Here is a 24,585-nt window from a genome sequence, read left to right on the forward strand (position 1 = left end):
TTCGATACTGTCAATCCTCAAATGTTGTCAACACAAATGGGGGCTCCCATGCATCAGACGTTCAAATTCGCAATGCTTGCCGCATTACTCACCGGTCTGTCACCAACAGCCGCGCTCGCCGAGGCAGTATTCAACCGGATTTCAAGTTTTCCGGTCAACACCAACATACCGCCCAATATGGATCCCAAAACGGAATCCTCCGCAGAAATCATCTCGGCGACAGCCGATGAAAACATGCTGATTTATTCAGACAGTCCACTCAGTGGAATCGGTCTGGTCGATATTTCCGATGCATCTGCTCCAAAGGCAGCGGGTTTTGTGCCTGTGGATGGTGAGCCAACCTCTGTTTCGGTGGCAGGAAATTATGCCTTGATCGGTGTCAACACCTCTGACAGTTACACCACACCGAGTGGCAAATTAGCGGTTCTCAATATTGCCACCGGAACCATTGAGTTGTCCTGCGAACTGACCGGTCAACCGGATTCCATTGCCATCTCCCCGGATAAATCATTCCTAGCAATCGCGATCGAAAACGAACGCGATGAAGACCTGAATGACGGTATCATTCCACAATTGCCTGCAGGCAATGTCATGTTGTTCTCCCTGACCAGCGGTTTGCCTGACTGCGACAGCAGGCGCATTGTCGATCTGTCCGGACTGGCGGATATTGCAGGCAGCGACCCTGAGCCTGAATTTGTCGATATCAATTCCCTCAACGAAATTGTCGTCACGATGCAGGAAAATAACCACATTGCTGTCATTGACAGCATGACAGCGCAGGTAAAATCGCATTTTTCGGCGGCCACAGTCGATCTTCGGAATATCGACATTGAGGAAGAGGGCGCTCTGACTTTTGACGGCACGCTCTTGGCAGTGCGCCGCGAACCAGATGCGGTTCAGTGGCTCGATGACGAGCGCTTTGTCACTGCAAATGAAGGCGACTATCAGGGCGGTTCGCGGAGCTTCACGATTTTCAGCAAAACGGGCGAGGTTCTCTATGAATCCGGTCTTGATTTTGAATACCGTGTCGCAATGGCCGGCCATTATCCGGAAAAGCGTTCCGCCAACAAGGGCGCAGAGCCGGAAGGACTGGAAGTCGCTTCCTATAATGGCGAAACATTTATTTTCGTCCTTTCGGAACGCGGTTCTGTAATCGGTGTGTATCGCGACACCGGGTCTGTCCCGGAATTTGTTCAGTTGCTACCAACGGGCCTGGCACCGGAAGGGGCGATTGCACTGCCGCGCCGCAACCTGCTGGCAGTGGCAAATGAAGCCGATCTGATTGAGGATGGCGGCGTGCGCTCGCACGTGACGCTGTATCAGCTTGCAGATCAGACACCGGCCTATCCGATGATTCGTTCAGTCATGCAAGATGGCCGTCCCATCGGCTGGGGAGCTTTGTCGGGGCTGACGGCGGATTTAGATATCCCGGGCAGACTCTATGCGGTCAATGACAGTTTTTATGCGATGCAGCCTACAATCTTCACGATTGATGCAACGACACAACCGGCAACCATAATCGCTGCAACGCCAGTTACCCGCAATGGCGTTCCGGCACAATTGCTGGATCTGGAAGGCATCACAAATGACGGCAAAGGCGGCTTCTGGCTCGCCTCGGAAGGCCGCACCGACCGGATGATCCCGCATGGCCTCTATCAAGTAACCGGAACGGGCGAAATCGAGCAACAGGTTCCCTTTCCAGCAGAGTTGCTGGCGGTGGAAAAACGCTTCGGCGCAGAGGGCATTGCCAGGGTCGGCGACCGCCTCTGGATTGCCATCCAGCGCAGTTGGGCGGATGACGCGGAAAACCGCGTCAAGCTGGTGTCATATGATATTGCCTCAAAGGAATGGGGCGCAGTGCTGTATCCCACCGAAGCTGCGAGCAGCGGCTGGATAGGCCTCTCGGAAATCACAGTTTTCGGTGATTTCGCTTATCTTGTTGAGCGCGACAACCAGATCGGGGCAAATGCAAAGGTCAAAAAGCTGTATCGCGTCGCCCTGTCTGAACTCGAACCGGCCCCGCTGGGCGGGGAATTACCAGTCGTCAACAAGGAAATGGTTCGCGATTTTCTGCCCGACATGAAAGCAACAGGCGGCTATGTGGTCGACAAGATTGAGGGATTTGCGATTGACGCATCTGGCGTCGGATTTGCTGTTACCGATAATGACGGAGTTGATGACAGCAACGGCGAGACATTGTTTTTCTCAACCGGGAATATGTAACGACACTCGCTGGTACTATTAGAAAGGCCCACACGCTGCAACGGTGTGGGCCTTTTCTTTAGCGGATCGGATTGACGCTGGCTTAGCCACGGCGTGCACTGCGAGCTACGCTGCGGATCTGGTAAGGTGCAATACCCAGATCGTCGAGTTCACGTGGCGACAGACGGGAAAGTTCGTCCATAGTTTTGCGATACTGGCGCCAGTTGCGGTAGGATTCTGTGATGGAAGAAAATGGCATTTAAGTCTCCGAATGTTTTGTCTAACGGTTTCAATTGATCAGGATTGTTGTGTTTCCCTGATGACCGTTACTTAGTGTGCGTTGCAGCATTTGAGGAGTGACAAAACAGCATGTCAGGCTTGCAGAAAACGCAGGCCTCAGACAAATTTGTGCGAAAGATCAAAGAGTTGTCATGTCTCGATTTCCTGAGATCGCCAGCCCTGCCGATTTCGCGAATTTCCAATACAGTTGTTACGATTATTTTCGACAGAAAGCCCTTTACGGCACTTTCCCGGGTGTCTCGACCTGCGTCTGACACGCTGGGCGATCCAAGACGAAAGGCTTGGAAGTTCACAGTTCGCTGTTGAGCATCGTATTCCATGACCAGACGCGAATTCAAAGACCGCAAATCCAACAAGGATGATGCGGCAATTAATACGCAGCTCAGTGCTCTACGACCACTTGCGTTCCAACGCGGACCCGTTTGAACAGCTCGGTGATGTCTTCATTCAGCATCCGGATACAGCCGTAAGATACGAACCGGCCGATCGAACTCGGCTTATTGGTGCCATGAATGGCGTAGTCGCCGCCTGAGAGTGTCAGCGCGGCGACACCCAATGGATTGTTAGGCGCCCCTCCCGGGATTATAGCCGGGAGGTTGGGCGAATCGCGTCTGATGGCAGGCGGAGGAGCCCAATTTGGGCTTACATGTTTGCCTTCAATGACGGAAGTGCCGGTCCACTGCCGTCCGACGCGCCCAACCCCTACCGGATAGCTAATGGCGCGTCCGCCCCTGATTACCAGGTAGAGCCGGCGTTCATTGGTTCGCACAACGATCGTGCCGCGCGCAACATCGCTTTTGAATGCAACCACCTTGCCGGCGGCGGCTGAGGGAACAGTGGCCAGGAAGGCAAAAATAAGCCCTGCGCCGACCGCGATGAGCGCAGTTGAAAACGGTCTGCGCGCGCCGGCAGTACGATGGCTCACCACTGGAAACGTATCCGTGCGTTGCCGGAATAGGTCTGCGAGTTTTCGGCGAACTGGCTGTTGACCGACCCGGCAAGCGAGAAGCCGCTCGCCATCATGAACTCGGCCCCGGCGGAGAGGAGCACGGAATCACGTTCAGCTGCGGCGCCGTCCACGGTGAAGCTGTCAGATCCGGGTAGCGCCTGGAATGTGGCGGTTGTGCTCGGCTGGGAGGAATAATCATGCGCCCAGGCAACGCGGCCGCTGAGCGTGAGCGACGCTCCGTAGCCGACCGCGAAGGCGTGGTCGAACCGCGTGCCGAGCTCCGTGCGGGTCGTGGTCGTCGTCTGCTCGTCGTAGTCCAGCGCGAATGCGCCTGTGTCACTGGTCTCGCTGTAGTCCGGCGTATGGAAGACCTGCACGCGCACGGCACCATAGGGCGTGAGCCCTCCAAAACGGTATCCGGCCTCAACGTGCCCGGCAATGTTGGAGGCGTCGAAATCCGCCGTATAGCGGGCGCCGTCGAATGCCGTCGTCCGCTCGGTCGATTCGTCGTGGTAAGCATAAGCGAGCGCCGCAGCGATGTAGGCCGCATCCAAATTGGTGCGGCTGTAAATGGCCCCTTGGAACATGTTGCTACTGCCGTTGCCGAAACCGTCCGCCAGGCTGTAACTGGTGGCACCGCCAGACAACGCCAGGCCAACCGTTGTGTCCTCTGTGATTTGGTAGTTGAGGCCGAAGACGACACCGTAATTGTCGCTCGACCGGTCGCGCGTACCTGATGCTGCATTGCCATCGACATCGCTGTCGCCACCATACAGGGCCGCCCAGACTCCCCAGCGACGCGGATCGGGTGCCGCCAACAGTGCGCCGCCAGAGGCCATAGCCATGTTGGCATCGGCGCCTTTCGAATTTTCCGGGGTCGCATAGCCGAGCACCATGAGGGTGTCGCGGCCGGGAGCAGTCTGATCACTCGGACCGCCCGGGCCGCTATCACCGCCGAAGCCCTGGTTGAGCACTGTATCGAGGAACGAATCCATCGCCTGCGTGCCGGTCGGCGTGACGCCGGTTGAGGCTTCCCCGGCAATCTGCGCGAGCGCATCCGCCAATTCGGCCGGCGTCAAGAAGTCGAGGACCTGGAACCCCAGCGGCAGGTCACCACCACCGGCGACGTAGTCGTCAATGACATCGGCGACATCCTGTGCACTATCAGACGCCATTTCATCCAGTTCATCCCCGATTACGACTTCGACCATCGCGCAGTCGACATACATTCCCCCAATTTCCGCTTCGAGGGCTTCGGCGACACTTATTCGGTTGGTGTCAAGCGTCACCGCAGCGTTGCGCGCCAGGGCAGCGCCGCAACTGATATTGGCACCAGTGTTCAGCGTGATGCTTGTCAGTGCAAGGATTCTTCCCTGAAACTCGGTAGCCGTTCCAAGTGTCGCGGAGCTGCCGACCCTGAAGAACACATTGTTGGGATTGGCGCCGCCGACCAACAAGATCTTCGCATTCGAGCCCGTGGTCAGTGTGGACGGTATATTGAAAATGAAAACTGCGTCCGGGTCGCCGCCTCCGTCGAGGGTGAGTTCCCCATTTATTTGGGCAGAGGAGTCAAAACTGTAAACTCCTGGATTGAGAGACTGGCCACTTCCTACAATAGCTGTCAGGCTGGCGGTCGCGGGCCTTCCTGCCAGAACATTGTAGGCAGTGGTCAGATCGGCTTTCGCCTGCACAGCGACACCGTTGGTTACATATCTGGTATAAGGGAAAACTACGCTCCCGGGTGGGAACCCGGTGATCGCGGAGCCCGGGCTTAGGCCGATATTTCCGTTTATGACGGTGGGACCAGTATTGGTGATCTCCGATCCGGCCAGGACCCCAAAGGTCTCCAGCGACTGGGCCTCGGCCCGGGGCGCGAGGGCGAAAGTGGAAATTGCTAAAACGGCTGCAGTGGTTGTGCGAATTCTCAAGTCAATTACTCCAAGTCTCGATTCACTTACCAAAGTCTCAATTCACTGACCCCAAAACGTCGAATCCCGGGGGGCGCGTTCAACACTCTTAAAATGGTTTGGACTGGCTCAATCATTCGGCGATTTGCTCGCGGATGGTGCGAGACCACACAGGAGCAGATCACCGAAGGATTGAGCGGCGTATTGGTCAGTTAGCAGGTTGTTGAAAAAAGATTTCAGGCGTGAGAGGCAAGAAAATGTTTTCGCCCATAGCCCTTCAAAGCAAAATTAGTCCAAGAAACAATCGAAATCAAATTTCCATTTGCGATTCTACAGTAATCTATCCACCCAGTTTCGACCTTTTCAGAAACTTGTTAGATTAGGCATCGCCCCGCAAAAAAATTAGCACAAGAAACCAAAGGTTGCAACGTCATTTCCGAGTTCTGAACTAAGTGTCTGTACGAGTAATTGAGTGAAAGTAGCGCATTTGAATCTCCTTGTCTGGGGTAGAACATGGAGGATGGAAATGGTGCGGATCCTTTCACCCGTGCCGATCATGACCGTAGCGGGTTACGCTATGCAAGCGGCACAACGCAGGAGGAGTGGCGGCGGACCTTGGCCTGCTTCGGTATCAACCGCTGTCTGTCAAAGAATTTTGAGCGCTTCGCACCCACCATCTCCGTCTTTATCCAATCCGCCATGACAAAGCTCATGGCAAGGCGCCTCACACGCATTGCCTATTCTTGAACAGACTCCGAGTAGGAAAGTTGCGTTGAGAATAAGTGTGGGCAGACGTGCCGGTCTCGTGAGTTTTCACCAATTGGCCCCGATTTCCGACCTGATTGGCCCTGTCCCATCATAGCTGTTAAAACGGCCAACGAAGCTGTGAATCAAAGGTGTCATTCCTGAGACCGGAGGGCCTTCCGAGGATCGGAGGAGCCGGTTTCCCGCAATTTCCGGATTCGCCTCTACTCAGCGGCCTGCATCACAGCAGTTTTATCAGGCCTACGGTCAAGCAGGTCCTTCAAAAATCTGCCGGTATAGGATCGTTCTTCCCGAATAATATCTTCAGGCGTTCCTTCCGCCACGATTTCTCCGCCGCCATCGCCACCTTCCGGTCCGATATCAATCACCCAGTCGGCGGTTTTGATGACTTCAAGATTGTGTTCGATGACTGCCACCGTATTGCCCTGATCGACAAGTTCATGAAGCACTTCCAGTAGTTTCGCCACATCGTGAAAATGCAACCCGGTTGTTGGTTCATCGAGAATATACAGGGTCCGGCCTGTCGAGCGTTTAGACAGTTCCTTGGCAAGTTTCACGCGCTGCGCTTCGCCGCCGGACAATGTTGTGGCCTGTTGACCGACCTTGATGTAGCCCAGCCCGACACGTTGCAAGGTCAACATCTTGTCGCGCACTGCCGGCACAGCCGAAAAGAACTCTGCGCCTTCATCCACCGTCATATCCAGCACGCCGGAAATCGATTTGCCCTTGAACTGAACCTCAAGAGTTTCGCGGTTGTAGCGCTTGCCCTTGCAGACATCACAGGTGACATAGACATCGGGCAGAAAATGCATTTCGATCTTCATCACGCCATCGCCCTGGCATGCTTCACAGCGCCCGCCCTTGACATTGAACGAGAACCGGCCCGGAGCGTAGCCTCTGACTTTCGCTTCCGGCAGGCCTGAAAACCATTCGCGAATTGGTGTGAAGGCCCCGGTATAGGTTGCCGGATTGGACCTTGGCGTGCGCCCGATAGGCGATTGATCGATATCGATCACCTTGTCGAGATGCTCCAGTCCGGTGATTGAGCTGTACGGAGCGGGCAGGCTCCTGGCACCATTCAGATGTTTGGCAACAGCACGGTATAGGGTGTCCAGCAGCAGGGTCGACTTGCCACCGCCCGAGACCCCGCTGATACAACAGAATGTGCCAAGCGGTATTGATGCAGTGACGTCTTTCAAATTGTTGCCGGTGGCGCCTTTGACGGTGATCTTGCGGTTCTTCACCGGCTTGCGCCGCGTTTTGGGAAGCGGGATCGACAACTGGCCGGACAGATATTGCCCGGTCAGGGATTTCTTGCATTTCATGATTTTGTCAGGGGTGCCGGCGACAATGATTTCACCGCCGTGAATTCCGGCAAGAGGGCCCACATCAACCACGTGATCCGCTGTCAGAATGGCTTCTTCATCGTGTTCAACAACAATGACTGTGTTGCCGAGGTCGCGCAGATGCTTGAGCGTGGTCAACAGCCGGTCATTATCGCGTTGATGCAGACCGATCGATGGCTCATCGAGCACATACAGCACGCCGGTCAGACCGGAACCGATCTGCGAGGCAAGGCGGATCCGCTGGCTTTCACCGCCGGACAATGTTCCCGAATTCCGCGACAAGGTCAGATAATCCAGCCCGACATCATTGAGAAACGCCAACCTTTCCCGGATTTCCTTCAGGATACGCCCGGCGATCTCGTTCTGCTTATCGGTTAATTCCGCCGGCAGCGTTTCAAACCAGTGCATCGCCTTGCGGATTGATAATTCGCTGATCTGGGCAATATGCCGCCCTGAAATCTTCACCGCCAGAGCCTCCGGCTTCAACCGGTAGCCATCGCAGGTCTGGCAGGGTGCCGAGGACATGAATTTATCAATGTCCTCACGTGCCCATGACGAATCGGTTTCGCGCCAGCGCCGCTCAAGGTTGGGAATGACACCTTCAAACGGCTTTTTGGTCTTGTAGGACCGCAATCCGTCATCATAGGTGAAGGTGATTTCCTGTTTGCCGGTTCCAAACAGCACCGCTGTCTGCGCCTCGGCGGACAATTTCGACCATTTATCGCGCAGGCCGAACCCGTATACTTTGCCGATGGCTGCCAGGGTCTGCTGATAATAGGGTGATGTGGAGCGGGACCACGGCGCAACAGCGCCCTTGGCGATGGAAATCTCCGGGTCCGGGATCACCAGATCCTCGGCGATCCGTTTTTCCGACCCAAGCCCGTCACAGGTTGGACAGGCGCCAAACGGATTGTTGAAGGAGAACAGCCGCGGCTCGATCTCGGCAATGGTAAAGCCGGAGACGGGACAGGCGAATTTCTCCGAGAATATCAACCTCTCCGCCGCGTCGGCACCGTCATCCTTGTCGGCGTATTCTGCAACCGCTATCCCGTCTGCCAACCCCAATGCGGTTTCCAGGGAATCCGCCAGCCGGGAAGAAATATCGGGACGCACGACGATCCGATCCACCACAACATCGATATCGTGCTTGTACTTCTTGTCGAGAACGGGTGCCTCGGAAATCTCGTAATAGGCGCCATCAATCTTGATCCGCAAAAACCCCTTTTTCTGCAGCTCTGCAAGTTCCTTGCGATATTCGCCCTTGCGCCCGCGTACAATCGGAGCCAGCAGATAAAGCCGCGTGCCTTCCGGCAAATGGAGGATGCGGTCAACCATCTGGCTGATGGTCTGGCTTTCAATCGGCAGCCCCGTCGCAGGAGAGTAGGGAATTCCGACACGGGCAAACAGCAGCCGCATATAATCGTATATTTCGGTGACGGTTCCCACCGTCGATCGCGGATTGCGCGACGTCGTCTTCTGTTCAATGGAAATTGCCGGAGACAGACCATCAATCTGGTCAACATCCGGTTTTTGCATCATCTCCAGAAATTGCCGCGCATAGGCCGACAGGGATTCAACATAGCGTCTCTGGCCCTCCGCATAGATCGTGTCAAATGCCAGTGACGATTTGCCAGAGCCTGACAGGCCGGTCATCACGATCAGCTTGTCTCTTGGCAGATCAATGTCGACATTCTTCAGATTGTGCTCACGGGCACCGCGAACAGAAATCATCGGAGCAAGATTGTGTGCCGCACTGGATCGACTGCGTTTTCCGGAACTGGATTTGCTGGGCATAGAACTCATTTGACCGTCTGAACAGAAGTGGGGCACCCAATGGATTGGAAGGGCAGCAGGTGTCGTTCGCCATTTGGCGTTTTCCGAACGCTATTCAAGGCCCCGGAAACGGAATCACGCAGGCATCTTGCAATTCTCGAAAGGCTAATGCATGTTGATTTGAATTGGAACATAAAAAGAACAAAACACTTAAATCGGTTGCCTGGCCCTGATCTGCCGAGCTTCAACAGCAAACTAACTGCAGCAGGTGTGGAAAACTGTCAGTAGGATGTCATTTGTGGCCACACTGGCAAGCCGAGACAGAGGTTTTGTGCTAAATCATCAATAAGGACAAAGCGACAGACACACATCTTATCTGGCAATTTGCCAAGCCCGTTATCTGGCAATTTGCCAGGCCCGAACGGGATTTTTACAAACACGGCCAGTCAGCACTGGCTGATCTTTACGTCAGGAGTATGCCATGGCTGGCAGTGTCAACAAAGTAATATTGGTGGGAAATCTGGGAGCAGACCCGGAGATACGCCGTTTGAATTCGGGCGACCCTGTGGTCAATCTTCGCATCGCCACCAGCGAATCCTGGCGCGACAAGAATTCCGGGGAACGCCGCGAGAAAACCGAATGGCACCAGGTCGTGATTTTCAACGACAATCTCGCAAAAGTTGCTGAAAATTATCTCAAAAAGGGTGCCAAAGTCTATCTGGAGGGCCAGTTGCAAACCCGGCAATGGGAAGATCAGTCCGGCCAGAAACGCTACTCCACTGAAATCGTTTTGCAGAAATATCGCGGCGAATTGCAGATGCTGGATTCCCGCGGGCAGGGCGGTCAGGAAAGTGCCGGCGGCGGCCAGGATCGCGGTGCTGTCACCAATCAGGGCGGCAATAATTTCGGTCAGTCAGACCCCATGAAAGGCGGCAGCAGCGGCGGCAGTAATTTTTCCGACGACATGGATGATGAAATTCCGTTCTAGGACAAAAACGAACAGCGTCGTGGCGGCAGCGCTCTGGTTTGTGCTGCTTGCCGCGGTGTCCCCGGCATTGGCCGGTGAGGCCGAGGTGGTTACCGCTGCTGCTACGCCGGACAGCACTGGCGCGTGGCGGATAGATGCCACCATTCGCCATGCAGATGAAGGCTGGGAGCATTACGCCAATGCTTTCGAGGTGCTGGGGCCGCAAGGCCGGATTTTGGCCGTACGGGTACTTGTCCATCCTCATGTCGAGGAGCAACCCTTCACACGCTCTCTGGGCGATGTCGCCATTCCCCCGGGAACGGACTTCATTGTGATCAGGGCCAGAGATTCCGTCCACGAATATGGCGGCAGCGAATTCCGCATCGATTTACCAGCGCAATAGGTGCTGGCAATACTCTTTGTATCCAGGCTCGAGAATTGACTCTGGCGGCCGGATATCAGGCCCTGAACGCAAGAATGCCGTCTGCCACAAACTGCACCGACAATGCTGCCAGAATAACCCCCAGAAGCCGCGTCAGCACCATGCGGCCGGTATCGCCGAGAAAACGATCCACCCGCTCGGCCAGCATGAAGACAATCATGCACAGCACCATAAGCCCGAGAATGACGCCAATCAAAGCAGCGCGCTCCAGAGGCGCGGACATTTCGGTGGACAACAGCACAGTTGCTGAAATCGCCCCGGGGCCGGCGATCAGCGGTATCGCCAGCGGAAACACAGCAATGTGCTTCATCTCATCATGGCTGACGGCTCGCACTGTGGTTTCCTGTTTCCGTTCCTGGCGCTTTTCGTAGACCATCTCGAAGGCAAGCCAGAACAACAGCAGGCCACCGGCGATGCGAAATGCCGGCATAGTGATGCCGAACAGGTCGAGAATGGTCATGCCAGCCAGCGTAAACAGCACCAGTAGTCCTGTTGCAATAACAATTCCGCGAAAGGCAATCTGCCGGCGCGCCGCCCGGTCCATACCCGCAGTGAGAGCCAAAAACAGCGGTGCAAGACCAATCGGGTCAATTGTCACCAGCAGGGTCACGGAAGCGTTTATGAGGGTGTCTAATTCCATGGCTTCAAGCCGTGGCGGCAGCGCGGTTTCGTGTCAAGCCGCAATTTTTGCCCCCGACAAAGTGACGAAAAATTGCGCTCTGTCACAATTTCACTAAAATGATCGATAAGTGATTGTTTTTATTCACAAAAAATGCCGTCTTTTCGGTGTCAAAAATTGGTCTTTACAGGTCCGGCAGTCTATAATGCCGCGACTTCATTGAGGGCGACGATTCGACGCCCCAAACCCATGAGTACAATTTTGTCCGATAACGAAAATACCCCTGACGGAAATGAGCCGGCTGGCGATCTGCCGTCCGATGTTCAGCGCATTGGAATTGTCGAAGAGATGAAGCGGTCCTATCTCGATTACGCCATGAGCGTGATCGTAAGCCGCGCCTTGCCTGACGTGCGTGACGGTCTGAAACCGGTGCATCGTCGGATCTTGTACGCCATGCATGGCATGGGGCTGGAATTCAATAAATCCTACCGCAAATCTGCCGGTGTCGTGGGTGAGGTGATGGGTAAATATCACCCCCATGGCGACAGCGCGATCTATGATGCGCTGGTTCGAATGGCGCAGGAATTTTCGATGCGGCTGCCGCTTGTCGACGGGCAGGGCAATTTCGGCTCGGTCGATGGCGATCCTCCCGCTGCCATGCGCTATACCGAATGCCGGATGGAAAAGGCAGCGCAGTATCTGCTTGCCGATATTGAGAAAGACACGGTCGACTTTCAGGAAAACTATGATGGGCGAGAACGAGAGCCTGTTGTCATGCCGTCGCGCTTTCCAAATCTTCTGGCCAATGGCGCAGGCGGCATTGCCGTCGGTATGGCGACCAATATCCCGCCACACAATCTGGGCGAGGTGATCAATGCCTGTATCGCCCTGATTGATGATCCGGCTATTTCCCTGTCCGGCATTATGGAGCATATGCCGGGGCCCGATTTTCCCACCGGCGGCATGATCCTCGGGCGGGCTGGAATCCGGTCGGCCTTTGAAACAGGCCGCGGCAGTGTCATCATGCGCGGCAAGGTTGCTACCGAAATGGTGCGCAAGGACCGGGAAGCTCTTGTGATCACGGAAATTCCGTTCCAGGTCAACAAGGCATCGATGATTGAAAAGATTGCCGATCTGGTGCGCGAGAAACGCGTTGAAGGCATTTCCGATATTCGCGACGAATCCGATCGTGACGGCATGCGTGTCGTTGTCGAATTGAAGCGCGATGCGGTTGCCGACGTGGTGCTCAACCAGATTTACCGGTTCTCGCCGCTGCAAAGCTCGTTCGGCTGTAACATGGTGGCTCTGAATGGCGGTAAGCCCGAGCAGATGACACTGCTCGACATGCTGCGCGCCTTTGTTGCCTTCCGCGAAGTTGTGGTCAGCCGCAGAACCAAATTTCTTTTGAACAAGGCGCGCGACCGCGCCCATGTGCTTGTCGGCCTGGCCATCGCAGTGGCAAATATTGACGAAGTGATCGCTCTGATCCGCGCAGCGCCGGACCCCGCCACCGCACGCGCGCAATTGTTGAAAAAAAGCTGGCCCGCCCGCGATATTGAACCACTGATCCGGCTGATTGATGATCCGCGCCACCGCGTTCAGGAAGATGGCACCTACAAACTGTCAGAAGAGCAGGCGCGCGCAATTCTGGAATTGCGTCTGCAGCGTCTCACCGGCATCGGTCAGGAAGAGATTTCCGATGAACTGAACAAGCTTGGTGAGGAGATCAAGAAATATCTTGAGATTCTCGGCTCGCGGCTGCACATCATGACGATCATCAAGGACGAATTGCTCGAATCCCAGGAGTTGTTCGCCACGCCGCGCCGCACGGAAATTCTCGAAGGCGGTGCGGAACTGGAAGATGAAGATCTTATCCAGCGTGAAGACATGGTCATTACCGTATCGCATACCGGCTATATCAAGCGTGTGCCGTTGGCGACATATCGTGCGCAACGGCGCGGCGGCAAGGGCCGCTCGGGAATGTCGACCAAGAACGAAGATTTCGTAACCCGGCTGTTTGTCGCCAATACCCACACACCGCTATTGTTCTTTTCCTCTCGCGGCATCGTTTACAAGCTGAAAGCCTGGCGTCTGCCGGTCGGAAGTCCGCAATCCCGTGGCAAGGCGCTGATCAATATTCTGCCGCTGCAGCAGAATGAGACGATCACCACAATCATGCCATTGCCCGAGGATGAAGAAAGTTGGGCCCAGCTCGATGTGATGTTCGCGACGACGCGCGGCACGATCCGGCGCAACAAATTATCCGATTTTGTTCAGGTCAACCGCAATGGCAAGATTGCCATGAAGCTCGATGACGGTGACGCCATAGTGGGTGTGGAAACCTGTTCTGCCGATGATGACGTGCTGCTGACCAGCCTCAAAGGTCAGTGCATCCGCTTCCGGGTGCAGGATGTACGTGTCTTCACAGGACGCAATTCAGTCGGCGTGCGCGGCATAAATCTGGCGTCAGGTGACAAAGTGATCGCGATGTCAATCCTGCGACATTTTGATGCAACCCCGGCGGAACGCGCCGCCTATATCAAGCAAAGCCGCATGCTGCGCGGCTTTGATGATGATGCGGCATTGGCAGATATCAGCGATGATGAAGCAGAGGTCACGGATCTTGCGGAAAATGGCATTGATGAGGCCAGATTCGCCGCCATGGCCGAGGCAGAGCAGGTCATTCTGGCGATTTCCGAGAACGGCTATGGCAAGCGCAGTTCCTCCTTCGAGTACCGGGTTTCCGGGCGCGGCGGCAAGGGCATCGCAGCCATGAATATGTCAAGCCGCAACGGTGCGCTGGCAGCTTCCTTCCGTGTCGACGAGGGCGATGAAATCATGCTCGTCACCAATGGCGGCCAGTTGATCCGTTGTCCGATTGGCGGCATCCGGCTGGCCGGTCGTTCGACCCAGGGTGTAACCATCTTCAACACTGCCAAAGATGAAATCGTCGTTTCTGTTGAACGCATCAGTGAAATTGAAGGCGACGATGAAGACGACATTGAAGATGGCGATTCAGAAGTTATTGCAGATGGTGATACGGAGACACCGATTGATGAAACCGGCCCGGTTGAATCCTGATCGCCGCTGCCGCGCCGGGATCGTACGCTGATGTCTGGCACGGGTTTTGATCCAGGGTCAGATTTTACCGTCTGGAACGCCAATGTCCAATGTAGAAGACCTTGATCTGATTCTGCAGCCACGGCGCGCACAGCGTCTGGTAGGTGCTGAAGCATTGCAGCGCGAGTTTCTGGATGCGCTGGGGCAGGGCAAACTGCATCACGCATGGCTGATCGGCGGTCCTGTCAGTTGCGGCAAGGCAACTCTGGCCTATCAGATCGCCAAATTTCTCCTCACGCATCAGCAGAACGCCCGGGAAGCTGCCCAAAACGCCGAGGAACTGTCGGTCGCGGCCGACAGTCAGGCGGCAGCAAAGATCAGTGCCGGATCGCATCCTGACCTGCTGTTATTGTCGCGTCGCTGGGATGAAGAAAAGAAACGCATGACCAGCGGCATTCCGGTCGTCGATGTGCGGCGTCTGATCCATTTTCTTGGGTCCACAGCAGCCGGTGGCGGCTGGCGCATCATTGTCGTCGACAAGGCCGAGGATATGGCCCCGGCGGCGGCCAATGCACTTTTGAAATCACTCGAAGAACCACCATCCAAGTCTCTGTTTTTATTGTTGTCTGACAGCTATCAACGTCTTCTGCCAACAATCCGGTCGCGCTGCCGCAGGGCGCTGCTGCCGAAACCGACTGAGCCACAGATGCAGGAAATCCTGCGTGCTGAACTGGGTGATTTTGATACGGCCGGCTTTAACGCAATTTCCAGGCTCGCGGATGGACGCGTGCGCTACGCAATGGACCTGATGCAAGCCGATCATGGCGCGCTGCGTCAAGACATGCAGACACGGCTTGAAGAGGCGCCCGGCGACCACACAAGCCTGCATGCGCTGGCCGATGCGCTGACACTGCGTAACCGGGATGCTTTGTTTGCCGAATTTCTGGAACGGGCGCGGCTGTTTGTTCATGAGCGCGCAATCGCCATGGCCGGGCAGGGAGCCGCCAACCCCTGGGTCGATGTCTGGGATCAACTGGTGCAGCAGCAGCGCCAGACTGAGACCTTTAATCTGGACAGGAAACAGTTGATCCTGAACCTGTTTGCTCTACTAAACAGAGCCAAGAACGCAGAGGCGCGTTTGCCCGTTTAAGTCAGGTCAGTCCCGGATATGAATAAAAAGACTTTCTATATTACCACCGCAATTTCCTATCCCAACGGCGCGCCCCATATCGGCCATGCCTATGAGCTGATCGCAACAGACGCGCTGGCGCGGTTCAAGCGGCTCGACGGTTTTGACACATTTTTTCTCACTGGCGTTGATGAGCATGGCCTGAAAATGCTGAAAACCGCCCGCGACCTTGGCATAACCACACAGGAACTCGCCAACCGCAACACCGCGCGCTTTCAGGACATGGCGGCTGTTCTGAACGCATCCAATGATGATTATCTGCGCACTACCGAACCGCGACATCATGCGGCCAGCGTCGAAATCTGGAAACGCATGGCTGCGGCCGGGGATATTTACAAGCACACCTATTCAGGCTGGTATTCGGTACGCGATGAAGCCTATTACGGCGAAGATGAAGTTACCTCCGGCGAAGACGGCATCAAGCTTGGCGGGCAGGGCACGCCGGTGGAATGGGTTGAGGAAGACAGCTATTTCTTCCGCCTCTCGGCCTATCAGGACCGTTTGCTGGCGCATTTTGAGGCGCATCCGGAATTCATTGGCCCCGATGAGCGCCGCAATGAAGTGGTCAGTTTTGTCAAATCAGGGCTGCGAGATCTGTCAATTTCGCGCACGACTTTCGACTGGGGCGTGACAGTGCCGGATGATCCGGAACACGTCATGTATGTCTGGGTCGACGCTCTGACGAATTATCTGACTGCAACCGGATTTCCCGATGAAAATGACGCACGGGCGCGGTTCTGGCCGGCTGATGTCCATGTCATCGGCAAGGATATCATCCGCTTTCACGCAGTATACTGGCCCGCCTTCCTGATGTCCGCCGGTCTGGCCTTGCCAAAACGTGTTTTTGCCCACGGATTTCTGTTCAACCGCGGTGAGAAAATGTCGAAATCGGTTGGCAATGTGGTCGATCCGTTCTCTCTGGTCGACATCTATGGCCTTGATGCTCTGCGCTATTTTCTGCTGCGCGAAGTGCCGTTCGGGCGTGATGGCAGTTACAGCCATGACGCCATCGTGGCGCGGATGAATGCGGATCTGGCGAATGATCTGGGCAATCTCGCGCAGCGCTCGCTTTCCATGGTGTTCAAGAATCTCGATGGCGCATTGATGACGCCTTCCACGCTGACTGAAGCAGACAACGTAATCCTGGAACAGGCCAGAGCACTGCTGCCGGAATGCCGGGAGGCGATGGACGTCCAGGCTCCGCACAATGCGTTGAACGCCATATGGAACGTGGTCAGCGAAGCCAATCGCTATTTTGCCGCACAGGAACCCTGGGCACTGAAAAAAACCGATCCGCAACGCATGAGCGACGTACTTTATGTCACCGCTGAAATTGTGCGCAGGGTTGCCATCCTGGCACAACCCTTCATGCCCGATGCTGCGACGCGTCTGCTGGACGCCCTGGCGGTGCCATCTGAAGAGCGCAGTTTCGCTGCGCTGGGCGCTGCTGACACGCTGACAAGCGGCACCACCATTGCCAAGCCGGAAGGTATTTTCCCTCGATTTGTTGAACCGGTGGCAGCGAACTGATGCTGATTGACAGCCACTGCCATCTGGATTTTCCCGACTTCGCCGAGCAACTGGACGATGTGGTCGCGCGAGCGCGAGCCAGAGGCGTTGAGCGGATGATTACAATCTGCACACGGGTTGAAAAATTTGATCAGGTGCTGGCCGTCGCCGAGCGTTATGATGATGTGTTCTGTTCCGTCGGCACTCATCCGCATAATGCAGACGAAGAGCAGCATGTCACGACAGACCAACTGGTTGCGCTGGCGGCACATCCGAAAGTCGTCGCCATCGGCGAGGCGGGTCTCGATTATCATTATGACAACAGCACGCCTGACAGTCAGAAACGCGGTTTTATAACCCATATCGCCGCTGCGCGGATCACCGGACTTCCGCTGATCATCCATGCCCGCGCTGCTGACGCCGACATGATTGATATTCTCGTCAAAGAGACAGAAAATGGTGCATTTCCTGCAGTATTACATTGTTTTTCGTCGGGTGCGGAGCTGGCAAGAACAGGAGTCGATCTTGGGCTCTATGTCTCGTTTTCAGGCATAGCAACCTTCAAAAACGCCGAAGATATCCGCGATATCGCACAACATGTTCCACGGGATCGTATTCTGGTCGAAACCGATGCACCTTATCTGGCACCAGTGCCGCATCGCGGCCGGACCAATGAACCGTCTTTTGTCGCTGATACGGCAGACTCTCTTGCCAGAACCCTGCAGATGGAGACGGCAGATCTGATCAGACAGACCGGCGAAAATACCTTCCGGCTGTTCCAGAAACTGCCGAAACAATTATGAGCCTGCGTTTCACCATTCTTGGATGCGGCTCATCTCCGGGCGTTCCCAGGATCGGCAATCACTGGGGTGCCTGCGATCCGGATAATCCGAAGAACCGCCGTCGCCGCTGCAGCCTGCTGGTCGAAAAACGCAGTGGTGAGGACGTAACCCGGATCATCATTGATACCGGCCCGGATTTTCGCGAACAATGCCTGTCTGCCGGCATCGACTGGGCTGACGCGGTGCTTTACACCCATGCCCATGCCGACCACATTCATGGCATTGATGATCTGCGTGCTTTTGTGATCAACCGCCGCGAACGCGTTCAGATTTACTCTGACCGGCCGACGCTTGACCGGCTCTATGAAGGTTTTGGCTATTGCTTCCGGACGCCGGCGGGTTCGTCCTATCCGCCGATACTGGTCGCACATGAAATAAGGCACGGTGAAAAATTCAGCGTCGATGGACCCGGCGGTTCAATCGAGGTTCTTCCGTTTACTCAGATACATGGCGACATTATCTCGCTTGGTTTCCGAATTGGCGATCTGGCATATTCGTCTGATATAAGCGCTCTGCCGGATGAAAGCGCCGCGCTGCTGCACGGCCTGTCATACTGGATTGTCGACGCGCTGCGCTACCAGCCGCATCCCAGTCATTTTTCACTGAGCGAAGCGGTCGGGGCGGTCCAGCTGATCAATCCCGGGACAGCCATTCTGACTCATATGCATGTGGATCTCGATTTTGAGACCGTGGATCGGGAAACCCCGGATAACATTCGACCGGCCTATGATGGCTGGTCGTGTGAGATATAATTGTTCCATAATATATCTTATGCGATAAGTTCGTATTACCGGCCTTTGCTACCACCAACCATTTATTGGTCCGACTAATCCCACTGCGCACCCCTGGTTCACGCAGGTGTCGATACCCAGCGCGCAGATACGTACAAGGGCTTCGACGGTAGCAGACGAACCGCCCTTGCCGGTGGCCTGCAAGAAGATTTCAATCGTTCAGCTACCGCAAGATGCTGGAAGGCATTTTAGCCTGAAATCGAGCTGTCGCTGCAGCAATTAGATATTCGAGCCTCGTATCGCTTCTATCATGGCATCCGTTACCTCACGCGTCGTAGCGTTTCCACCGACATCAATTGTCATGATCCCGGCTTCACAAACTTTGTCGATAGCATCAAGCAGCCTTCGGGATGCATCAGCCTCGCCGAGATGATCCAGCATCTGCGCAGCCGTCCAGAACGTCGCCACCGGATTTGCAACGCCCTTTCCACTTATGTCAAAGGCCGAACCATGTATTGGCTCGAACATCGAGGGATAGCGACGCTCAGGATCGATATTTGCCGTCGGAGCGACACCAAGGCTTCCAGCCAGTGCACCAGCGAGATCGGACAGAATATCAGCATGCAAATTAGTGGCAACAATCGTATCCAGGCTCTGCGGGTGTTTGACCATACGAACCGTCATTGCATCGACCAGCATCTTGTCCCAGGTCACATCCGGAAATTCCAGCGCGACTTCTGCAGCAATTTCGTCCCACATCACCATGCCGTGGCGTTGGGCATTAGATTTGGTCACGACCGTTAGGAATTTTCGGCGCCGGGACTGCGCCAGGCTGAAGGCATATCGCATTATCCGCGTAACGCCAACGCGTGTAAAAATGGCCACTTCGGTGCCCACCTCCTCCGGAAAGCCCCTATGCGCCCGGCCACCATGTCCCGAATATTCACCTTCTGAGTTCTCGCGAACAATGACCCAATCGAGATCGCCAACGTCCACATTACGTAAAGGCGATGTGATGCCCGGGATGATTTTTGTCGGACGGACATTGGCATATTGATCAAATCCCTGGCAGATCGGAAGCCGCAGGCCCCAAAGAGTGATGTGATCCGGAATATCAGGCGCGCCGACAGCTCCGAAAAAAATCGCGTCAAAGGACTTGAGCTGGTCAAGGCCATCTTCCGGCATCATGATGCCATGCTTTTTGTAGTAGTCGGAACCCCAATCGAAATAGGTCAAATCAAACCGTATATTTCCCATGCGCGCCGCAAGTGCGTGCAGCACTGCAACACCGGATTCTATGACCTCCGGGCCGATGCCATCAGCCGGTATTGCAGCAATCTTGTGCGTTCGCATTGCGTCCCCCCAGAGATTTTTTCAATTGAACAGTCACACGAGATTTTCTTCAAGCAAGCAATTTGCCAGTTTGACCAGGTCACAACAATGCGCATATATTATATAAGTTCCTGATATAATTAGGAGGTCTTTATCGAGTTTCGACAGTTGCGATGCTTCATTGCAGTCGCGGAAACCCTTCATTTTGGCCGAGCTGCCCAACGACTGGATATGCTGCCTGCCTCGCTTGGTCGCCAGATCAAACTTCTTGAGGAAGGGGTCGGGATTCGACTCTTGACCCGTACAACACGTCATGTGGCGCTCACCGAAGCTGGAATTCTCCTGCTTCAAGAAGCTCGCGATCTGGTTTCACGGCTCGAAGTCCTGGAAACGACGCTTCGTGGCCACAAAAACCAAAATGAAGCTCTTTTGCGGGTGGGCGCTATCGACAGCGCCGCTGCAGGGCTTATTCCGCAATTCCTGCCAGCGTTCAAAGCGCGTTATCCTGGCATCAGTGTCCAGCTGATTGAACAAAAAACCATACGGCTGCTGCCGAAACTCCTTTCCGGTAACCTTGACATCGCATTCGTCCGTCCTCCGGAGACAAGTCATCGAAATCTTGAGTTTCGTCTGCTGTTCCACGAGACCGTAGTGGTCGCCTGCCCTGAGGGACACCGGCACGCAGATCTTGAATCGGTAACAGTCGATCAACTGGCTGATGAGCCATTAATCGTGCCGGATCGTAAATCCAGGCCACACAGCCACGATCTGAGCATGCTTCTTTTCATTGAAGCGGGTCTGACCGCACGCGTTGCACAAATCGCTGAAGAAAAGCAGACAATCGTCAATCTTGTCAGCAAGGGGATCGGCATTGCAATTGTACCGCGCTGGACATCGCGGCTTGGTGTGAAGGGTGTGCGGTTTATTCCCCTCGACATGCCTGATAGCAAAATACAAAAGAAACTTGCACTCGCAGCTTGTTGGGTTCGCGATACGAGAGATCCGGCACGCGAGGCGTTTATAACGACGCTCCAAACCGAATTGGCAACCATTGCCGCGACAGCGTAATTATTATTTCAAATTTCTACAGCTGCGTTGGGCTGATCCAGCTCACATCGCAGAAATCCCGGAGCAGCCTCCCACGTGTGCTGTTGAAGACGGAAAACAATCCCTCTAACTCACATCCAGGCCTGTGCCCTTCTGCTTGTGGTCCGGCTCGACATGAATCGTCGTCTGGCTCCCTGGGACAGCAGATTGGATGGCGCCCTCAATCCGGTCGCAGATATCGTGAGCAGCTTTCACATCCATCGAGCGGTCGACCACAAGGTGGAACTCGACATAGGTCGCTGCGCCGGACACGCGTGATTTGATGTCGTGGACTTCGATTGCCCCCTGAGCATTCTCGATGATGATTTCTTCAATCACTTCCGCTTCATCCGCATCGATGGAAGCATCCATCAATCCGTTGATCGACGATGATATGACTTTCCAGCCTTCACGCAGAACATTTACCCCGACAATCATCGCCATCAGTGCATCCAGCACAATCCAGCCGGTGACAATCGTCAGACCAAGACCGATCAACACGCCGATCGATGTCACCACATCGGTTTTGACGTGCAGGCCGTCGGCAAGCAGCGCCGGTGATTTTTCAGCTGTGCCTGTCGAGATCAAAAGCCACGCCCAATATCCGTTGATAATCGCCGCAACGGCGTTAATCGCCATACCCAGAGCCGGTTCCGTAATTCTGTGCTCGGTCACCAAGGCCATATAGGCACTGTAGAAAATGGCGAGAGCCGCCAGGACAACAAAAATCCCTTCCAAAACAGCAGAAAAATACTCCGCCTTCTGATGACCATACTGATGATTCGTATCCGCTGGTTTGTGGCTGATGCGAATAGCCACAGACGCGACTGCAGCCGCAATGACATTGACAATGGATTCCAGAGCATCCGAAAGCAGCGCCACGGAACCGGTCAGCCACCATGCGAGGAATTTGATGCTCATCACCACCAGCGCGATAATGATTGAAAGATAGGCGAGCTTTGCAACTCTGGAATTTGCAGTCATTCAGATCTTGCTCTGGCAAATCGTGGGATGTGTTCGCTACCACAGCGGGCGGAAGATTTCATCGCAAAATGATTTTTTTCTCTCAGTCCGGTCGCCCGCAATTCTTGCTAGCACGCCGTTGATGGTCGAGTGTTGAGGTTTCCTGCGCACCCACAGAATTGAGATGCAATGTTGTGGAAATAACCTCCGGTTACGGGAAAAGACCGTCCTCCTGGAGGCTGATCTCTCCGCTTCAGACGCGCGCCGCATTGAAACGCTGCCATATCGCTTGTATGGGACGAACTGGTTGATACTGCCTTCAAAAAGGAAGCGACATTATGGAAGCGTCGAGAGGCATCTCCCGTCTGATAGAAATCATGGCGCGACTGAGAGATCCGGAAACCGGGTGTCCATGGGATATCGAGCAGGATTTCGCTTCCATTGTGCCCTACACGATTGAGGAAGCCTACGAAGTCGCTGATGCGGTTGAACGCGGCGATATGGCCGATCTCAAGGAGGAACTCGGAGATCTGCTGCTGCAGCCGGTGTATCACGCCCAGATGGCTGCCGAGGCCGGTCATTTCGACTTTGCAGATGTGGTCTATGCCATCACCCGGAAACTCGTCCGGCGTCATCCCCATGTATTCGGTGAAGAACAAGCTAAAAAACCGGAATCCGTCAAACACGTCTGGGAGCGGATTAAGGCGGAAGAGGCAGCGCTCAAGGCGGCAGACCGCAAGGCAGAGGGCGAGACCGCCGATCCTGGCAGCATCCTGGATAATGTGCCAACCACCCTTCCCGCTTTGACCCGTGCGCAAAAGCTGCAATCGAAAGCTGCAAAGGTCGGATTTGACTGGCCGGATCTGCAGCCGGTGATGGCAAAAATCGAAGAAGAATGGGATGAACTGAAAGCGGAAATAGCCAGACCCGATACAGATGCATCCGCAGAAATTGCCGAAGAATTTGGCGATTTTCTGTTTTCAGTGGTCAATCTGGCGCGGCATCTGGGCGTTGACCCGGAACATGCCCTGCGCCGCACAAATGCAAAATTTGTCCGGCGCTTCCACCATATTGAACGCACCCTGGAGGGGTCCGAGCGAAACCTTGAATCTGCTTCACTGGATGAGATGGAAACCATCTGGCAGGCAGCCAAGGGCGTTGTCGGCTAGTGTAAGGTCAAGATGCGTCCGGGTTTCCTGAAGAATACCGCCAGCCGGGTCAGGCGGCGCTGCTGGCGATTTCCTGTTTATCCGGAAGAATGAAGGTCCCCAACCGATTGCGGAATTCAGAGCCGTTTTTGGGGTCGACCCGCACCTCAAGCCGCACAGATCCATCAATCTCACTTTCGATCCGCTTCAAAACTTCAGCGTGGTCATACAGCCAGTAAATCTGATGCAACTGCTGCATGGGCAGGAGGATTGAAAACACAGAGCGCTTTTCCGCGATCTTCTGTTCGATATGGGCAATCAGTTCTGCAATGCCCTGCCCTGTGGCAGCGGACACCGGAAAACCCTGGCCATCGGCTAAAGCGGCCGGGTCAATCTCGCGCCGCGGATCATCCTGCGGCAGCAGATCAATCTTGTTCCAGACTTCAATTACCCGGCTGGTATCATCCGGGTTGATTTTCAACTCCAGCAGAATGTCTCTGACATCCTCAGCTTGAGCGTCCGAATCCTCATGGGCAATATCCCGGACATGCACGATCAGATCTGCATCAATCACTTCTTCAAGCGTGGCCCGGAATGCAGCAACAAGATCGTGCGGCAGATCAGAAACGAAGCCGACAGTATCCGACAGGATCACAGTATCACCATGAGGCAATTCAACTGTGCGCAAGGTGGGATCAAGTGTTGCAAACAACAGATCCTCTGCCCGCACATCTGCATGTGTGACGTGGTTGAACAGCGTTGATTTTCCCGCATTTGTATAACCCACCAGCGCGACAATCGGATGCGGTTTACGCTTGCGGTTCTTGCGGTGCAGATCGCGGGTCTTTCTGACATCCGCCAGCGCCGATTCAAGATATTTGATGCGCTGCTGCAACATCCGCCGGTCGGATTCAATCTGCGTTTCGCCAGGGCCACCCATAAATCCGCCGCCGCCGCGCTGGCGCTCCAGATGAGTCCAGCTGCGCACAAGCCGCCCTTTTTGATAGTTCAGATGTGCCAACTCGACCTGCAGAGTGCCCTCTTTGGTCTGGGCGCGCTCGCCAAAAATCTCGAGGATAATTCCTGTCCGGTCGAGCACCTTGATTTGCAGGGCTTTTTCAAGATTGCGCTGCTGCACCGGCGTCAATGCATGATCGACGATGAGCAGTTCGACGCCCTGCTCGGCAACCGCCTGTTTCACCTCATCGATCATGCCCTGTCCAACCAGGGTAGCGGGACGGTATCTGCGCAAGCTGAAATGTTTGGCGAATACGACTTCAAGATCGTTGATCGCATTGGCAAGACCAACAGCTTCTTCAAGGCGCGCCTCTCCCGTCCGCGGATTGGCGCGGCGGCCTGGCGCGGTGCCCTGTCCGGAGTGTACCGACATTATCGGGACGATAACGGCAGTTTTTGTTCTGCCGTGGTCTGTGGAAAACAATCCGGCTTCGTCAG

18 protein-coding genes are annotated in these 24,585 nt (G+C 55.0%); 10 read left to right on the plus strand and 8 right to left on the minus strand.

The annotated features are described in order from the left end of the window. Positions 1-48 precede the first annotated feature (48 nt). The gene (locus RAL88_RS01335) at positions 49-2,223 is read left to right on the plus strand and encodes an esterase-like activity of phytase family protein (protein ID WP_371932134.1); all 2,175 of its coding nucleotides are present in this window, start codon (positions 49-51) and stop codon (positions 2,221-2,223) included. A gap of 82 nt (positions 2,224-2,305) precedes the next feature. On the opposite strand, the gene RAL88_RS01340 is transcribed toward RAL88_RS01335, so the two are convergent. The 4 genes from RAL88_RS01340 to uvrA form a co-directional block, all read right to left on the minus strand. Continuing rightward, complete coding sequence (locus RAL88_RS01340) at positions 2,306-2,461, minus strand: DUF1127 domain-containing protein (RefSeq protein WP_306266721.1); 156 nt, start codon at positions 2,459-2,461, stop codon at positions 2,306-2,308. Positions 2,462-2,884: 423 nt separating this feature from the next. Next, positions 2,885-3,427 carry a L,D-transpeptidase gene (locus tag RAL88_RS01345; RefSeq protein ID WP_306266722.1) on the minus strand — a complete coding sequence of 181 codons (543 nt, stop codon included), beginning with the start codon at positions 3,425-3,427 and terminating at the stop codon, positions 2,885-2,887. Then, entirely contained in the window at positions 3,424-5,379 is a 1,956-nt protein-coding gene (locus RAL88_RS01350; RefSeq protein WP_306266723.1) for an ice-binding family protein, read from the minus strand. The genes RAL88_RS01345 and RAL88_RS01350 overlap by 4 nt, the downstream gene beginning before the upstream one ends. 947 nt (positions 5,380-6,326) lie before the next feature. Continuing rightward, positions 6,327-9,200, minus strand: coding sequence for an excinuclease ABC subunit UvrA (uvrA, locus tag RAL88_RS01355; protein WP_306269543.1), 2,874 nt, complete (start codon positions 9,198-9,200; stop codon positions 6,327-6,329). Between the two features lie 523 nt (positions 9,201-9,723). On the opposite strand from uvrA, the gene ssb reads away from it, so the two are divergent. Together ssb and RAL88_RS01365 are read left to right on the plus strand one after the other, a co-directional pair. After that, entirely contained in the window at positions 9,724-10,230 is a 507-nt protein-coding gene (gene ssb, locus RAL88_RS01360; RefSeq protein ID WP_306266725.1) for a single-stranded DNA-binding protein, read from the plus strand. Beyond that, on the plus strand, positions 10,214-10,612 hold the full coding sequence (locus RAL88_RS01365) for a hypothetical protein (RefSeq protein ID WP_306266727.1): 399 nt from the start codon (positions 10,214-10,216) through the stop codon (positions 10,610-10,612). Before ssb ends, RAL88_RS01365 begins: the two co-directional genes overlap by 17 nt. A 55-nt stretch (positions 10,613-10,667) precedes the next feature. Here the strand turns inward: RAL88_RS01365 and RAL88_RS01370 are convergent, their stop codons facing one another. Beyond that, entirely contained in the window at positions 10,668-11,291 is a 624-nt protein-coding gene (locus tag RAL88_RS01370) for a MarC family protein (protein WP_306266729.1), read from the minus strand. Positions 11,292-11,618: 327 nt separating this feature from the next. On the opposite strand from RAL88_RS01370, the gene gyrA reads away from it, so the two are divergent. The 5 genes from gyrA to RAL88_RS01395 all read left to right on the plus strand — a co-directional run bounded on the left by gyrA (position 11,619) and on the right by RAL88_RS01395 (position 18,622). Next, on the plus strand, positions 11,619-14,351 hold the full coding sequence (gene gyrA, locus RAL88_RS01375) for a DNA gyrase subunit A (protein WP_371932158.1): 2,733 nt from the start codon (positions 11,619-11,621) through the stop codon (positions 14,349-14,351). Between the two features lie 82 nt (positions 14,352-14,433). Continuing rightward, positions 14,434-15,480, plus strand: a complete 1,047-nt coding sequence (locus RAL88_RS01380) for a DNA polymerase III subunit delta' (RefSeq protein WP_306266731.1) — start codon at positions 14,434-14,436, stop codon at positions 15,478-15,480. Between the two features lie 18 nt (positions 15,481-15,498). Next, on the plus strand, positions 15,499-17,049 hold the full coding sequence (gene metG, locus RAL88_RS01385) for a methionine--tRNA ligase (protein WP_306266732.1): 1,551 nt from the start codon (positions 15,499-15,501) through the stop codon (positions 17,047-17,049). Beyond that, complete coding sequence (locus RAL88_RS01390) at positions 17,049-17,831, plus strand: TatD family hydrolase (RefSeq protein ID WP_306266734.1); 783 nt, start codon at positions 17,049-17,051, stop codon at positions 17,829-17,831. Before metG ends, RAL88_RS01390 begins: the two co-directional genes overlap by 1 nt. Then, entirely contained in the window at positions 17,828-18,622 is a 795-nt protein-coding gene (locus RAL88_RS01395; protein ID WP_306266736.1) for an MBL fold metallo-hydrolase, read from the plus strand. Before RAL88_RS01390 ends, RAL88_RS01395 begins: the two co-directional genes overlap by 4 nt. A gap of 258 nt (positions 18,623-18,880) precedes the next feature. Here RAL88_RS01395 and RAL88_RS01400 read toward each other — a convergent pair whose 3' ends face one another. Continuing rightward, complete coding sequence (locus RAL88_RS01400; protein WP_306266738.1) at positions 18,881-19,954, minus strand: tartrate dehydrogenase; 1,074 nt, start codon at positions 19,952-19,954, stop codon at positions 18,881-18,883. Between the two features lie 132 nt (positions 19,955-20,086). Between RAL88_RS01400 and RAL88_RS01405 the strand changes: the two genes are divergently transcribed. Next, a complete protein-coding gene (locus tag RAL88_RS01405) occupies positions 20,087-21,001 on the plus strand; it encodes a LysR family transcriptional regulator (protein WP_306269545.1) in 915 nt (304 codons plus the stop codon). A 105-nt stretch (positions 21,002-21,106) separates the two neighbouring features. Here RAL88_RS01405 and RAL88_RS01410 read toward each other — a convergent pair whose 3' ends face one another. Beyond that, positions 21,107-22,003, minus strand: a complete 897-nt coding sequence (locus tag RAL88_RS01410) for a cation diffusion facilitator family transporter (RefSeq protein ID WP_306266739.1) — start codon at positions 22,001-22,003, stop codon at positions 21,107-21,109. A gap of 317 nt (positions 22,004-22,320) precedes the next feature. Between RAL88_RS01410 and mazG the strand changes: the two genes are divergently transcribed. Continuing rightward, entirely contained in the window at positions 22,321-23,151 is an 831-nt protein-coding gene (gene mazG / locus RAL88_RS01415; RefSeq protein ID WP_306266741.1) for a nucleoside triphosphate pyrophosphohydrolase, read from the plus strand. A 49-nt stretch (positions 23,152-23,200) separates the two neighbouring features. Here mazG and hflX read toward each other — a convergent pair whose 3' ends face one another. Then, positions 23,201-24,520, minus strand: a complete 1,320-nt coding sequence (gene hflX, locus RAL88_RS01420) for a GTPase HflX (protein ID WP_371932159.1) — start codon at positions 24,518-24,520, stop codon at positions 23,201-23,203. Positions 24,521-24,585: the final 65 nt, after the last annotated feature.

The organism is Pararhizobium sp. IMCC3301, from assembly GCF_030758315.1.
Classification (GTDB): domain Bacteria; phylum Pseudomonadota; class Alphaproteobacteria; order Rhizobiales.

Excerpts from the sequence above, each read along its gene's own strand:
- RAL88_RS01380 (WP_306266731.1), top strand. The coding sequence starts at position 14,434 with ATGTCCAATGTAGAAGACCTTGATCTGATTCTGCAGCCACGGCGCGCA.
- RAL88_RS01400 (WP_306266738.1), bottom strand. The coding sequence starts at position 19,954 with ATGCGAACGCACAAGATTGCTGCAATACCGGCTGATGGCATCGGCCCG.
- mazG (WP_306266741.1), top strand. The coding sequence starts at position 22,321 with ATGGAAGCGTCGAGAGGCATCTCCCGTCTGATAGAAATCATGGCGCGA.
- hflX (WP_371932159.1), bottom strand. The coding sequence starts at position 24,520 with ATGTCGGTACACTCCGGACAGGGCACCGCGCCAGGCCGCCGCGCCAAT.
- RAL88_RS01365 (WP_306266727.1), top strand. The coding sequence starts at position 10,214 with ATGAAATTCCGTTCTAGGACAAAAACGAACAGCGTCGTGGCGGCAGCG.
- metG (WP_306266732.1), top strand. The coding sequence starts at position 15,499 with ATGAATAAAAAGACTTTCTATATTACCACCGCAATTTCCTATCCCAAC.
- RAL88_RS01395 (WP_306266736.1), top strand. The coding sequence starts at position 17,828 with ATGAGCCTGCGTTTCACCATTCTTGGATGCGGCTCATCTCCGGGCGTT.
- uvrA (WP_306269543.1), bottom strand. The coding sequence starts at position 9,200 with ATGATTTCTGTTCGCGGTGCCCGTGAGCACAATCTGAAGAATGTCGAC.
- RAL88_RS01370 (WP_306266729.1), bottom strand. The coding sequence starts at position 11,291 with ATGGAATTAGACACCCTCATAAACGCTTCCGTGACCCTGCTGGTGACA.
- RAL88_RS01390 (WP_306266734.1), top strand. The coding sequence starts at position 17,049 with ATGCTGATTGACAGCCACTGCCATCTGGATTTTCCCGACTTCGCCGAG.
- RAL88_RS01335 (WP_371932134.1), top strand. The coding sequence starts at position 49 with ATGCATCAGACGTTCAAATTCGCAATGCTTGCCGCATTACTCACCGGT.
- RAL88_RS01340 (WP_306266721.1), bottom strand. The coding sequence starts at position 2,461 with ATGCCATTTTCTTCCATCACAGAATCCTACCGCAACTGGCGCCAGTAT.
- ssb (WP_306266725.1), top strand. The coding sequence starts at position 9,724 with ATGGCTGGCAGTGTCAACAAAGTAATATTGGTGGGAAATCTGGGAGCA.
- gyrA (WP_371932158.1), top strand. The coding sequence starts at position 11,619 with ATGAAGCGGTCCTATCTCGATTACGCCATGAGCGTGATCGTAAGCCGC.
- RAL88_RS01410 (WP_306266739.1), bottom strand. The coding sequence starts at position 22,003 with ATGACTGCAAATTCCAGAGTTGCAAAGCTCGCCTATCTTTCAATCATT.